Here is a 13,887-nt window from a genome sequence, read left to right on the forward strand (position 1 = left end):
AGGGTCATTTGGCTTTAACACAAGGGCGTGTTTATACTGTGCTGTTGCGCTTAGATACTCTTTCATCCCAAAATGAATATTGGCCAACATCATGGTGCCTAAAAACGACAAAGGATGTTGTTTGGCGTATTGCATTGCTGCTTGCTTGGCATGGTCTTCGTAGCCCACTTCAGCCATATCGGCGATGGCTTTTACTGTCTCTATTTCATCAGAAGCCTCGGGCAACAAGGGCGGTTTAAGTGCTACAATAGCCCAGCTTCCCCCGCGTTCAAAAAAGGTTTCAAATGCATCAAAACGCATCTGTGTTTGAGCGCTTTTGGCGCCAGAGAGGTAGATGTATTCCGTCTCTTTATCAAAACCCGTGACAACAGCGTAGTGCCATGTGGGCAAGGAGACAAGCCCCAGATTAAACAGTACTAAAACAGGCCTGCCGCTAGAAACCTCACTTAAGATGGAAGAAAGATTGGGGGTGAGCGCATAGGGAATGAGACCGTAACGCCTTGCTGTCGCTTTCATTTCCACTTGCAATGCCCCTTTTAATTCGGGCGTAAAGGAGCTTCCTATTGCATCGGCGTAAACAAAAGCAACGCGTTGATGTTCTAGCAAGGTTGCCATAGACGAAGGCCCACAGAAGTATTCCTCTTGGGGGTAGAGCGTTACGGAGAGTTTTTTGGACGCCAAAATCGACGTATTGGCAGAGAGGTGGTCGTAATTTTTAGAAGCACACCCTACAAAAAACACCATAGCGGCACATAAAAGCAAGTACCTCACTGAACGCTTCTGGTGAAACTATAAACTTTTGTATACCCCAAAATGTCGGTCACCAACAAAACAAGAAAAATAAACACGATGACACCGATGATGCCTCCTGCGCCCGCACCTGCTGGCAAGGTGTCTATCTTGTGGCTAATCTGAGAAAGCTCTTCTTCTGTGAGCGAGGCGAGCCTTGCTTGGATGTTGTCATTGCTCACGCCAAGTGCTGCAAGCTTGGCTTGGACTTCTTGCTTGTTGAGAAAACTATCAATGCTACTTATGGCGGCTGTTTTGTGCAGCAATTGTTTTGTACTGATAACTTCAGCAAACATGGATGTCGTAAATAGAGAAAGGGACACAAAGAAAGCAATAATCAGTTTAGAAGTGTTCATCATAAACTCCTTGGATGTAAAAAGTAGCTACAAGCTTGTCTCAAGCACAGGGGATTCTTGCGTAACATCATTGTCTTGTGCGGTTATTTTTTGGTTATTGGCGCAGCGGTATCGTGGTGTTTACTATCCGAAGTATTCAAGGGTAAATATTACGCTATAGTGAGGGAACCGTATACTTTTTACTACTTCGCAAAGGAGGCGCTATGTTGGATCTAGGTGCAATGGCGTGTTGCAATCGCTACACGGTTTTATGTGTTGATGATGAAAAGGAGTTTTTAGATTATTTGAGTTCCATTCTTAAGCTCTATTTTTTGGAAGTTCATAGCGCTTTGTCAGCAAAAGAAGCCCATGTGATTATTGAGGAGCATCCCATTGACATCATTATCACCGATTTGTACATGCCAAAAACTAATGGTATTGATTTTATTAAAAAAATCCGCTCAGAGCGCTCAACCGTAGCGGTGATTTTTGTGACTGCTTGTTTTGAAAAAGATTTTTTACATGCTGCTGTTCCTTTGGGTCTTGATGCCTACTTGAGGAAACCCATCACGCTTGAAAAACTTTTCGCCACCCTTCAGCAGACCATCGAACACATGGAGCACCGTTCATCTAAAACCTATGTCCTTAAAGGGGGCGTTTCTTTTGACTTGATAGACGAGGTGGTGTACGCAACCTCTAGTCGCAAAATCATTGATGTTACGAAAAAAGAGTTAGGGTTGCTGTGTTTGCTTGCTAAGAACAAACACACAGTTCTTAGCAAAACAGTGATTGAAAGTTACCTATGGGAATTTGAATCTATAGCCGATAGTTCTGTGAGAACATTGGTTAAAAAACTCAGAGATAAAATCGGAGAAAGTGCTATTGCAACGTGCAGTACGACGGGTTATTCTATCGTTCTTGAGGAGCGTGCCTTGTGAAAATATACACCTACCGTTTTGTTTCCCACGAAGATTTTGCCCTTTTTATCGCCCAAAAAGAGTTAGGTTTGGCTTCCAATATTTTTGTCATGTGCTATTCTGGCATCGATGACCAAGCCGTGAACCAAGAGATTCTTTACAGCATCAAATCCCTCTTACCTCAAGCTTCCATCATGGGTTCTACCACCGATGGGGAAATTTTTGAAACGGAAGTGATGGTGCACTCTTTTGTCCTTTCCCTCACAACCTTTGAGAGCACCACGCTAGAGATAGAGCTTTTCTCGGCAGAACTCGACTCTTTTAAAGCGGGGCAAATGATTGCTCACGAGGGGGTAAGACTAGGGGCAAAAGTCGCCATTATCGTCGCGGATGGCATCGTCACCAATGGCGATTATTTGATGGACGGGGTGAATTCAATAGCCCCTTCGTTAGTCGTCGCAGGCGGACTAGCAGGAGATAACGGGCGCTATGAAGAGAGTTTTATCTTTTGTGACACGCACATCAAATCTAAGGCCATCGTGGTCGGGTATCTCGTCAGCGAAACCTTGGAGGTTTACCACACCAAAAGCTTCAACTGGGCGCCCATGGGGCCAAAGTTTAAAGTCACGCGCGCGGATAAAAACTGCATCTACACCGTCGATAACATCTCCGTGCTTGAGCTGTACCGAAAATATCTAGGCTCCGCGTTAGCACAAAAACTTCCTCAAGGAGGCATTGAATTTCCCTTTGTGTTTTACAAAGAGGGGCATTTGATAGGGCGCGCACCCATTCGTTTAAACGGGGATGGTTCGGTGGTCTTTGCGGGCAACATTTCCGAGGGCGAAATTATCCAGTTTGGCTTTGGTGACATTGATGCAATCTTGGCCGATGCGAAAGAGATTATCGCCGATTTGGCAGAGTTTGGGCCTGAAAAAGTGATGGTGTTTTCGTGTATGACACGTAAAAACTTTTTAGGAGAAGATGCGTACAACGATTTTGAAGGGCTTTCTTCCGTAGCACCCACGACAGGCTTTTTTACCTACGGAGAGTTTTTTCATGATTCGGATCATAAATGCAACTTTTTACTCAACGAAACCATGACCGTTCTTGGGCTTAAAGAGGTGCCGCCCACCACCAAAGGAAACGTACGTCTCCTTGCAATGGCACCCAAGAAAAAAGGGATTTCAAGCCATCGCTACTCCGAAACGTTTAACGCGTTGTTGCACATTGGTGAACAAACCGCGCTGGAATTGGGTGCATTAAATTCCACGTTAAATGACAAAGTCGATGAGGCAGTTAGGCGCTATCAGGCTTCTGAAGAGCTTGTTATCATCCAAGCGCGAAGTGCTATTATTGGCGAAATGCTTAGTATTATAGCCCATCAATGGCGCCAACCACTCTCTATTATCGGCATGGTGATTGGCAAAATGCGTATTGGTGCTTTGAGTGCGAAGGAGAAAGACGAAGCACTTTTGGCTGATATTGGCGTGGTTGACCGCAACATCAACTACCTTTCTGATACTATTGAGGATTTTAGAAATTTTTTCAAACCCAAGGTCGAAAAAGAGTGGCACAGTGCTTCAATGATTTGTGAGCAACTTCGCTCTTTGGCTGACCCAATTCTTAAAATGTATAACATTAATCTGGAAATTAAGCTCAATGACGAAAAAAAATTCTTTGTTTATGGCAGTGAACTTGTTCAGGTGCTACTCTCTCTTGTCTCTAATTCTAAAGATGCGATTTTGGAACAACGTAATGAAAATGGAAAAATTACCATCGTCTGCGAATACAAAGCGCTCAATGCAATGTACCGCTTTTCTGTCTTTGATAATGGTGGAAGCATTGCTGCAAATATGATAAATGTAATGTTTGAACCTTATGTTTCCAGCAAGGGCATCACAGGAACAGGCCTTGGGCTATACATGGCAAAAACGATTATTGAAAAGCATTTTAAAGGAAAAATTACGAGTAAAAACACCGAGGACGGAGCACGTATCACTATAGATTTTCCCATAGAAACCAAAGAAGTTTCGCCTGTTGAGATTGTATGACTAAAAACAGGAACTATGCTTTTAAGCTTGCGCCTCACTTTACTCTTCTAGTTAATCCACCGCTTCCTTGGGAAACCTAACTTCTTTGTGCTAAAATGCATGAAAAATCCCCCTAGGAGCCTTTACATGGACTTTTTGACTGCTTATGAAACTGCTAAAAAAGAACGCCAAGCCCTTGGTGTCCCTCCGCTTCCTCTCAACGCCCAAGAAGCCGCCCAAGTGGTCGAGCTGTTAAAAACAAGCCCCTCCCAAACCCTTTTGACACTCCTTAAAGAGCGTGTTTCTCCTGGTGTTGATGAGGCGGCTTATGTCAAGGCGGCATTTTTAAATGACATCCTTGCTAAAAACGTTACATGTACACTCATTTCACCCCTTGACGCAGTGGAAATGCTAGGCACCATGCTAGGAGGCTATAATGTTGACCCTTTGGTTGGCGCCCTTAGCCATGAAGAGTCTGCCGTTGCCAAAGCCGCGGCAAAGGCACTGAAAAATACTATCCTCGTGTACGATGCGTTTAATGCCGTCGAAGCCCTCGCTAAAACCAACGCGTACGCCAAGGAAGTCTTAGTCTCTTGGGCCAATGCCGAGTGGTTTACCTCCAAGCCTGCACTCCCAGAAAAAATGACCCTCGCTGTGCTCAAAGTCCCCGGCGAAACCAACACCGATGACCTAAGCCCCGCTAGCGAAGCCTTCACCCGTAGCGACATCCCCTTGCACGCGAATGCCATGCTTGTCAAGCGCCAAGAAGGAAGTTTGGAAACCATCGAAGCACTCAAAGCCAAAGGGTACGAAGTGGCCTATGTGGGCGACGTCGTGGGCACGGGAAGTAGCCGAAAATCAGGCATCAACTCCATTCAATGGCACATGGGCAAAGACATCCCCTGTGTTCCCAACAAGCGCACAGGCGGGGTGATTTTAGGCACGACCATTGCGCCTATTTTCTTCAACACCGCCGAAGACAGCGGCGCGCTTCCCATTGAAGTGGACGTGGATGCCCTTGAAACAGGTGATATCATCGACATTTACCCCTATGAGGGTAAGGTGGCCAAAGAGGGTAAGGTGGTCTCTACCTTTAAACTTCTCCCCACCACGCTCGCCGATGAGTACCGCGCGGGTGGGCGCATTTCGCTCATCATCGGACGCGGGCTAACGGCAAAGGCTAGAGCAAGCCTAGGCATGGAGGCTGAGTCTATTTTTGCCAAACCTGTTCAACCTGTTGCCGAAGAAGGTGCAGGATTTACCCAAGCCCAAAAGATGGTCGGACGCGCGTGCGGCGTAGAAGGCATTAGGCCAGGCATGTATGTAGAACCATTAACCCTCACCGTAGGAAGCCAAGACACCACCGGCCCCATGACCCGCGATGAGATCAAAGAGCTCGCCGCCCTTGGCTTTAGCGCGGATTTTGTCCTTCAAAGCTTTTGCCACACGGCAGCGTACCCTAAGCCAAGCGACGTTAAACTCCAGCACACCTTGCCCGATTTCATCCGAAACCGTGGTGGTGTGAGCCTCAAAGCAGGCGATGGCGTCATTCACTCATGGCTTAACCGCATGGTGCTTCCTGATACCGTAGGCACAGGCGGCGACAGCCATACGCGCTTTCCTATTGGTATCTCTTTTCCTGCTGGTTCTGGTCTTGTGGCCTTTGCCGCGGTGACAGGCTCTATGCCTTTAAATATGCCCGAATCCGTCCTTGTACGCTTTAAAGGCGAGATGAACCCTGGCATCACCTTGCGCGATTTGGTCAATGCCATCCCTTACTACGCTATCAAAATGGGCCTTTTAACGGTGCCAAAGAAAAACAAAAAGAACATTTTTGCTGGCACGATATTGGAAATCGAAGGTTTGCCTAAACTCAAAGCCGAACAAGCCTTTGAGCTCTCCGACGCTTCAGCAGAGCGCAGTGCCGCAGGGTGTTCGGTAGCGTTAGACAAAGAGCCCATTGCAGAATACCTAAAGTCTAACATCACCCTCATCGAATCCATGCTCAAAGCGGGCTATGGCGACCCTATAACTCTAAAACGACGTGCCCAGAAGATGCAAGCATGGCTTGAAAATCCAGAACTTGTAAAGGCCGATGAAAATGCCCAGTACAAAGCCATCATCGAAATCGACCTTGCAGACATCAAAGAGCCTATCTTAGCGTGCCCCAACGACCCTGATGATGTGGCAACCCTTTCTGAAATCTTGGCCGATGAAAAGCGTCCTAAGAAGATTGATGAAGTGTTCGTGGGCAGTTGTATGACCAACATCGGCCATTACCGCGCCCTTGGAGAAGTGCTTCAAGGCGAAAGCCAAGTGCCTACACGCCTGTGGATTGCTCCACCTACCAAGATGGACAAACGTCAACTCACAGAAGAGGGGTACTACGCACTCTTTGGACAAGCAGGGGCGCGCATCGAGATCCCAGGGTGCAGTTTGTGCATGGGTAACCAAGCCCGCGTGGCCGATGGCGCGGTAGTGTTTTCCACTTCCACCCGCAACTTCGACAATCGCATGGGCGTAGGCGCGCAAGTGTACCTTGGAAGTGCCGAACTTGCCGCAGTGTGCGCCATCCTTGGGCGTTTGCCAAGCGTAGAAGAGTACATGTCTATCGTGCCACGCAAACTTGCGGGCAAAACTGAAAACGTGTACCGTTACTTGAACTTTAACCTCATTAAAGACTACGCGCTAGCAGACTAACATGCCGACCCTTCGGGGTCGGGCGTTGGCTCGCTGTGCTCATGAGCGAATGCGTGCAGTGAGCCAACATGTTTTTTTACCCTCATCTTATTTGACATTTGGTACACTTTAGACAAAATTTCTAACTAAAAGGAATACCCATGAAACGTATTGTTTTAGTCACAGGAGCCACGTCAGGATTTGGCTGGGAAATCGCCACAACTTTTGCTAAAGCAGGCGATGCGGTCATCGCCACTGGACGGCGTAAAGAGCGCTTGGAAGAGCTTAAAAATAGCCTTCCTGAAGCAGATATTTTTCCTCTAGTGATGGACGTTACATGTAAAGAAGAGGTGGCAAAAGCCATCGCCTCCTTGCCTGTGGCGTATCAAGCCGTTGACATCTTGGTTAACAACGCAGGCCTTGCCCTTGGCCTTGAAAAAGCACCCGAGGCGAGCTTGGAAGATTGGGAAACCATGGTGGATACCAACATCAAAGGGGTGTTGTATGTCACCAAAGCGGTCATTAGCGGCATGAAAGAGCGCAAACGGGGTTATATTTTCAACATCGGTTCCACAGCGGGCAACTGGCCTTATGAGGGCGGAAATGTGTACGGTGCCACCAAGGCGTTCATCAAACAGTTTTCCCTCAACCTTCGTACGGACCTTAAGGGAACCAACATTCGCGTGACCAACATTGAGCCTGGCTTTGCTAAAACAGACTTTTCGTTGGTGCGTTTTAAGGGTGATGAAACGCGCGCGGATTCGGTATATAAAGACACCAAGCCCCTTGAGGCCGCAGATATTGCCAATGTTATTTTTACCTGCGCAAACTTCCCTGAGCACGTCAATGTGAATTTCCTCGAAGTCATGTCCGTGCGCCAAAGCTACGGTGGATTGGTTGTGGAAAAGGATTAATTTGTAATTCGTAGAGATGTTTTATGTGCCCTGTGTTAGGATGGGCAAAATTCTTTCAAGGAGTGAATATGTGTCCTTTTAAAGCCAATGTTGGCGGTATTGACCGCATCGCGCGGATTGTTATCGGTGGGCTTATCATCGCTTGGGCGTTGTGGGCTCAAAGTTGGCTAGGTGTCATCGGTGTGGTGGTGTTGCTTACTGGCGTGTTTCGTTTTTGTGGGGCATATACGCTTTTTAAATTTTCTACCACAAATGAAGATTCCGACAGCTGCTCTACAGGCAAAGGTTCGTGCTGCAAATAAGCTTTACATGTAAGGCTTATTTTACCGCTTTTTTAGACCTTTTAAACTACAATTTCTTATGAATTACATCGGTTCCAAGGGGGCGCTTGCCCCCTTCATTCTCTCCTTGGCTACACGCTTTTCTGGTACCTTGCACGACAAAACCGTATGCGACCTTTTTGGCGGTACGGGCAGTGTAGCAGAAGCCTTTGGCCTTACATGTAAAGCTTTAATTGCCAATGATGTGGAGGCTTACAGCGCTTTGTGGCTACACCAACGTTTGTGTGGCGTGGCGACCGATGAAGCTTTGCTTGAACAGATGCGCCACGCGTCGTGTGAGGGGATTGTGTGTGAGCATTTTTCACCTTTGGGCGCGGCAAAACGGGGGTACTTTACTCCACAAAACGCACGGAAAATCGACGGGGCCAGAGCAGTGATTGCGCACTATGAAACAACCTTATCACCCACGCAAACAAAGGCTTTGCTCGCTTCGTTGCTAGACGGGGCTGATCGCGTAGCCAACACCACCTCTGTGTACGGTAGTTTTTTAAAACACACCAAATTCACCGCCACCCAAGCCCTCTCTTTGCGACCCCTTCCCGCCACGCGCCTTGCCAATGCAACGGTGCATAACCGCGAAGGATTGGCACTTTTAGGGGAGATTGAGGGCGACATTCTCTATCTCGACCCGCCCTATAACCATCGCCAATACGGCCTAAACTACCATGTTTTAAACGCCATTGCACGAAACTATGCTCGCGACATCAAGGGAAAAAGTGGTCTTGGAAACTACTACCGCTCCCGCTGGTGTCAAAAACGCGCCGTAGAAGAAGAGTTGAGGGCTACGTTAAGAACGGCGAAGTTTCGCTACATCCTCATGAGCTATAACGATGAAGGGCTCCTAGACGCAGGGCGCATTCGTGCGATTTTTGAAGAGTTTGGGCGCTATGATTGTGCTAGCCACGCCCATCCGCGCCTGCGCACCTCTAAAAAATCACCAAAAAAAGAGACCCTAGAGACCGTGCATTTGCTCGAAAAAGAGGGTTGAAAGCTAGGTTACACTAAAGTGTTGCCACTACTTTAAAGCGCAAAGAGAAAAAATGAAAGAGTATGTAAAACCCATTATCATGGGACTTTTGGTGGTATTTGCCTGTTTGGGCTTGGGGCGGTTTGCCTTTGGGATGGTCTTGCCTCTTATGCAAGAAGAGCTTTCCATGAACGCCACCCAAGCAGGGCTTGTGGGCAGTGCCAATTTTCTGGGCTATTTTATCGGCTTATTTATTGTTTCAAAAACATACACCCGCTTTGGTCCTTCTTTGCTTGTCTCTTGGGCGCTTTTTGTGCAAGCCTTTAGCATGGTGCTCATGGCTGTTGCACCCCACTATCTTTTGGCCGCGTTGTTTTTTAGTGCCACAGGATTTTTTGGCGCGTTGGCAAACATTGGCATCATGACGTACATCGCCCAAGTGGTACCTCCCAAGATGAAAGGGCGCGCTACGGGCATTGTGGTGGCTGGCATTGGTTTGGCGGTGATTTTTAGTAGCCTGATCGTGCCTACATTTGAGAAATTTTTGCCTTACGCATGGCGCATTAGCTGGGGTGTATTTGCCTTAAGTATCGTGCTCATTGGCCTGTGGGCGCGCAGTGTGATGGCGCGTTTTCTAGTTCAAGCAAATGCGCACCATGCCAAGGGAGACACGCTCTTGTTGCGCGACATCGTGCGTTCTCGCGCCTTTTGGCACACGGGTATACTCTTTTTACTCTTTGGCACCACAGCCATCATGTTTATGACCTTTTTTGTGGCGGCCGTTTCGGACACGTACGGGGCAAGCACCCAAGTTTCAGGCATCTTTTGGGCACTCTTGGGGGTCACAAGCCTCTTTTCAGGCCCCTTTTTTGGCGCAGTAAGCGATACCATCGGACGGTACAAGACCTTAGCCATACTCTTTGGACTTCAAGCTCTAGCCCACAGTTTGCTCGCCTTTGAAGTACCTCTTGCGTGGGTGTTTCTCTCCGCGGGCGTGTTTGGGTTTTCCACGTGGGCGGTGCCCTCCATTATGGCAACCCTGAGTAGCGAACTGTTTGGCCTTAGCCACACCGCGCGCATCATGAGCCTCATTACGCTGTTTTTTGGCATAGGGCAAATGGTCGGACCATTGCTCGCGGGCATCATACGCGACCTTACGGGAAGCTACACCTTTGCCTTTGCCTGTTCAAGTTCTGTACTTTTGGGGGCGCTTTTTCTTTCCTTGTATGCCCAGCGCTCTCAAAAAAGAACGTAACAGCGACCATGTAGTTTAAAACCTGTAAAAATTAAGAAGTTGCAAGTTCAAACAAGCTAAAATTCCCCATTGCTTCAGAGGATACATTATGCGCATAAATATAAAACACCTAGAGTCGCTCATTGAAACCGTCGTATTGCCTTTTGAAAAGCTTATCGTCGACGACCCCAAGCTTTCCAGCCACATCGCACCACCCGAGGTAGCCAAGTTTCACAACATGGCCGTAGCAAAGTTAAGTGTGTATATTTACACGGATATTGCCCGTGCGTATGCGTATATCCAAGAAGGTGCAAAGGCGCATAAAGAGAAGCACATTCCCCTAGAAAGCTTAAAAGAGTATTACACGCTTTATTTTCACTTGTGTAAAGAATGGAACGCGCAGCACCTAGACGCTAATCCAAAATTCAGTGAAAATATCGCCACCATTGAACAGTTTGTTTATGAAGCTTTTGCACAAGAAAATGAAACTAAAGAGGAATTTTTTGACTATGGTGCAGAAATCATTAACGCTGATTTGGCCAAAATGCACTACAAAGACGAAGAAAAAATCACAGCCGCTGCCTTTTATGAAGAGGGCACTATGGATGAACTGGACATTCAAGACATCCTAGAATGCTCAAATGCACTGCACGAAGCTACCACTGACACCTTTACAAAACACGACGAAAGCTACTTTACCAACGTCAACGCGCAACTTCAGTCCTATGCTACTATTTTAGAAAAAAATATGGAATTTCGAGACATTGGCTACAGCCTCTCAAAGCTCTCACAACTTTTAATGTCTCATCTGGACACTTTGCCTAGCCATGAGAAAAAACCCTCGCTCGTACTCGTACTAAATACTATCGTAGAAGACTTGATTGCTTGGACTGTTGCTGTCCTAAAAGAAAAAACTGCTATTGACATCCACTATCTTGATGCCTCCTTGCTCTCTAGTATCTTGCAATTTGAAATGATGCTTACGCCTCCCAAAGACGAGGAAGACGAGTTGGAATTTTTTTAAAGGAAACGCCATATGACGTGTGATTATTTTGGAAAATGTGGCAGTTGCACAGCCTACAACAAGGGCTACACGGGCCAATTTTTAGACAAACAAGAGGACGCTAGAGCACTGTTTTCTCCTTTTTATAAAAAACCATTTGAGGCATTTGCATCCACTTCATCTCACTACCGAAATCGCGCTGAGTTTCGCATCTGGCATGAGGGCGAGGCGATAGATTTTGCCATGAATAGTGTGGATGGGGGCAGGGTGCTCATCGAACAATGTCCCAAGGCAGACAAAGCCATCAATGCGCTCTTGCCACGCCTTAAAGAGGTATTAAAGCAAAGTCCGCTACTTAGACACAAGCTCTTTAGTGTGGAGTTTTTAAGCGCCCACGAGGGGATGCTTGTGACGCTTATCTACCATAAAAAGCTTGACCACGCATGGGAAGAGGCGGCAAGAGAACTTGAAAAAGCTTTACATGTAAGGCTCATTGGACGTAGTCGTGGGGTGAAAAAAGTCTTAAGCCAAGAGTGGGTGGTGGATGCTTTACATGTAAAGGAAAAAACCTACCGTTTTAAACTTCTTGAGGGCGCGTTTTCTCAGCCAAACCGCAGTGTTAATGCACAGATGATTGCGTGGGTGTGTTCCAAGCTTGACCCCCTTACATGTAAGGATTTGCTAGAGCTTTATTGTGGCCATGGGAACTTCACTTTGCCACTAAGTGGCCATTTTCGCGCCGTCTTAGCCACGGAAATCTCTAAAGCGTCTATTAAATCTGCTCTTGAAAATTGCACCCTTAATGGCACGCACAACATCACCTTTGTGCGTATGAGCGCAGAAGAACTCACCAGTGCGTTAAATAAAGAGCGGGAGTTTGTGCGCTTGCGGGAAGTCGATTTGGATGATTACGATTTTTCACACCTTTTTGTGGACCCGCCGCGCGCAGGAATGGATGAAAAAAGCTGTGCTTTTGCGGCACAGTTTGAACACATTATCTACATTTCATGCAATCCACACACCCTAGCGCGGGATCTAGAACTGCTAACTAAAACCCACGAAGTGGCCCATTTTGCGCTGTTTGACCAGTTTCCCTACACCCATCACCTTGAAAGCGGAGTTATTCTAACGAAGAAAACGTAGGTTTGTAAAAGCAAAAGGTATTTTTGCCTGATTTTTTTGCTTCATACATGGCCGAATCGGCTTTTTTGATAAGGACATTGTATTCCTCTCCATCGTTAGGATAAAAAGAGATACCGATGCTGGGGGTTACCTTAAGGGCGTGATTTTTAAAAGTAATCTTTTCTTCAAAAACTTTCAAAATGCGCCGTGCAATGAGTGCGGCTTCCGCCTCAGCCCGAATAAATCCCACCAAAATCACAAACTCATCGCCTCCAAAACGGGCAAGCACGTCAATCTCTCTAAGGGTTTTGGCAATCCGCTTTCCCGCCTCTACCAACACGCCATCACCCGCGTCGTGCCCAAGAGTGTCATTGATGGCTTTAAAATGGTCAAGGTCGATAAACATCACCCCAAACATAGAGCCGTTGCGTTTTGAGAGTTTTGCCATAGACTCAAATTGCTCTTCAAAGCCAAGGCGATTGGAAAGACCCGTAAGTTGGTCATGCCGCGCCAGATAGCTTGCCCGCTCTTGCATCTGAAGCATCTCTTTGATGTCTGTTTGGATGGCGATGTAACTTACAATACGACCCTCTTCATCAGTGACGGCTTTGATGGTCATCCACAACACCACTTCTTGTCCATTTTTGCGGCGGTTGTGGATTTTTCCGCGCCATAGTTTATTTTCAACAAGCGCTTGCCACATGCTCTCATAAAAAAGTTTATCGGCTTTTTTTGCCCGTAAAATGGAGGGGTTTTTTCCAGCAATATCTTCAAGAGTATAGCCGTACATAGCAGTAAAAGCGCGGTTTACAGAGCGAATGCGGCTATTGCCATCGGTGATGACAATAGCTTCTTCGATGTGGTCAAAAACCGCCGCAGACTCCCTAAGACGCAACGACTGCTCCACATAACGGGTAATGTCAAGCTTGATGGCAAGGTAGTTGGTCAGTTTTCCATCAATAAACACTGGAACAATAGACGCCTTTTCATAATAAATGGAGCCGTCTTTGCGTTTGTTAATGAACTCTCCTTGCCACTTTTCTCCTCGGTCAAGCACTGCGTTCATGTGGGCGTAAAAGTCAGGGTCATGTTTGCCTGATTTGAGGATGTTTGGGTTTTGCCCCAAAGCCTCTTTGGATGTGTAGCCTGTGGTTTTTTCAAACACATCATTAGCATAAATAATGTGGCGCTTGGGGTCGGTAATGACGACTGTGTTATTGCTGTTTTCGACTGCAAACTTAAAGGCTTGAAGCTCGCGCCTTAACATAAGGGAGTGATGGTACTTTAGTACAGCATAGCCAAAGGCAAAAAAAACTCCAACTAAGAGAATACAGGTAAGCATAAAAGGTTTTTCCAAGCCAACAACAGTATACATGTAAACCAAAAAAATAGAAGAAAAAAGGGCAGAAAGTAGCAACAATACATAGGGGAGATGAGCACTTTTTAGGGTGTTTTTCATGGCGCGACACTCCTGTGTGGATATGCTTGTGTAGCTAATTTATAAATTTATCCTAAAAATATTTCATTATTATAACAAGTTTAGACTTAAAAGCAAA

At 46.7% G+C, this 13,887-nt stretch carries 12 protein-coding genes; 9 read left to right on the plus strand and 3 right to left on the minus strand.

Annotation, left to right across the window (positions count from 1 at the left end):
* Both JWV37_RS11840 and JWV37_RS11845 read right to left on the minus strand, forming a co-directional pair.
* A partial coding sequence (locus tag JWV37_RS11840; RefSeq protein WP_205460037.1) for a PA2778 family cysteine peptidase occupies window positions 1-771 on the minus strand: 771 nt, incomplete at its 3' end.
* Window positions 768-1,145 carry a PA2779 family protein gene (locus JWV37_RS11845; protein WP_205460038.1) on the minus strand — a complete coding sequence of 126 codons (378 nt, stop codon included), beginning with the start codon at window positions 1,143-1,145 and terminating at the stop codon, window positions 768-770. The genes JWV37_RS11845 and JWV37_RS11840, both read right to left, overlap by 4 nt.
* Before the next feature lie 203 nt (window positions 1,146-1,348).
* On the opposite strand from JWV37_RS11845, the gene JWV37_RS11850 reads away from it, so the two are divergent.
* The 9 genes from JWV37_RS11850 to trmA all read left to right on the plus strand — a co-directional run bounded on the left by JWV37_RS11850 (window position 1,349) and on the right by trmA (window position 12,352).
* Window positions 1,349-2,062: a response regulator transcription factor gene (locus JWV37_RS11850; protein ID WP_205460039.1), complete on the plus strand. Its 714-nt coding sequence runs from the start codon at window positions 1,349-1,351 to the stop codon at window positions 2,060-2,062.
* Complete coding sequence (locus JWV37_RS11855) at window positions 2,059-4,092, plus strand: FIST N-terminal domain-containing protein (protein ID WP_205460040.1); 2,034 nt, start codon at window positions 2,059-2,061, stop codon at window positions 4,090-4,092. The genes JWV37_RS11850 and JWV37_RS11855 overlap by 4 nt, the downstream gene beginning before the upstream one ends.
* 126 nt (window positions 4,093-4,218) lie before the next feature.
* Window positions 4,219-6,771, plus strand: a complete 2,553-nt coding sequence (gene acnB, locus JWV37_RS11860; protein ID WP_205460041.1) for a bifunctional aconitate hydratase 2/2-methylisocitrate dehydratase — start codon at window positions 4,219-4,221, stop codon at window positions 6,769-6,771.
* A 140-nt stretch (window positions 6,772-6,911) separates the two neighbouring features.
* On the plus strand, window positions 6,912-7,664 hold the full coding sequence (locus JWV37_RS11865; protein WP_205460042.1) for an SDR family NAD(P)-dependent oxidoreductase: 753 nt from the start codon (window positions 6,912-6,914) through the stop codon (window positions 7,662-7,664).
* A gap of 68 nt (window positions 7,665-7,732) precedes the next feature.
* Window positions 7,733-7,966 carry a YgaP family membrane protein gene (locus tag JWV37_RS11870; RefSeq protein ID WP_205460043.1) on the plus strand — a complete coding sequence of 78 codons (234 nt, stop codon included), beginning with the start codon at window positions 7,733-7,735 and terminating at the stop codon, window positions 7,964-7,966.
* 58 nt (window positions 7,967-8,024) lie between these two features.
* Window positions 8,025-8,993, plus strand: coding sequence for a DNA adenine methylase (locus JWV37_RS11875; RefSeq protein ID WP_205460044.1), 969 nt, complete (start codon window positions 8,025-8,027; stop codon window positions 8,991-8,993).
* A 52-nt stretch (window positions 8,994-9,045) separates the two neighbouring features.
* The gene (locus tag JWV37_RS11880) at window positions 9,046-10,227 is read left to right on the plus strand and encodes an MFS transporter (protein WP_205460045.1); all 1,182 of its coding nucleotides are present in this window, start codon (window positions 9,046-9,048) and stop codon (window positions 10,225-10,227) included.
* Between the two features lie 88 nt (window positions 10,228-10,315).
* The gene (locus tag JWV37_RS11885) at window positions 10,316-11,230 is read left to right on the plus strand and encodes a hypothetical protein (RefSeq protein WP_205460046.1); all 915 of its coding nucleotides are present in this window, start codon (window positions 10,316-10,318) and stop codon (window positions 11,228-11,230) included.
* A gap of 12 nt (window positions 11,231-11,242) precedes the next feature.
* Entirely contained in the window at window positions 11,243-12,352 is a 1,110-nt protein-coding gene (gene trmA / locus JWV37_RS11890; protein WP_205460047.1) for a tRNA (uridine(54)-C5)-methyltransferase TrmA, read from the plus strand.
* Here the strand turns inward: trmA and JWV37_RS11895 are convergent.
* Complete coding sequence (locus tag JWV37_RS11895; protein WP_205460048.1) at window positions 12,330-13,790, minus strand: diguanylate cyclase domain-containing protein; 1,461 nt, start codon at window positions 13,788-13,790, stop codon at window positions 12,330-12,332. The two genes, trmA and JWV37_RS11895, sit on opposite strands and share 23 nt — an antisense overlap.
* Between the last annotated feature and the right edge of the window lie 97 nt (window positions 13,791-13,887).

The sequence above is a fragment of the Sulfurospirillum tamanense genome (assembly GCF_016937535.1).
GTDB classification, from domain to species: domain Bacteria; phylum Campylobacterota; class Campylobacteria; order Campylobacterales; family Campylobacteraceae; genus Sulfurospirillum_B; species Sulfurospirillum_B tamanense.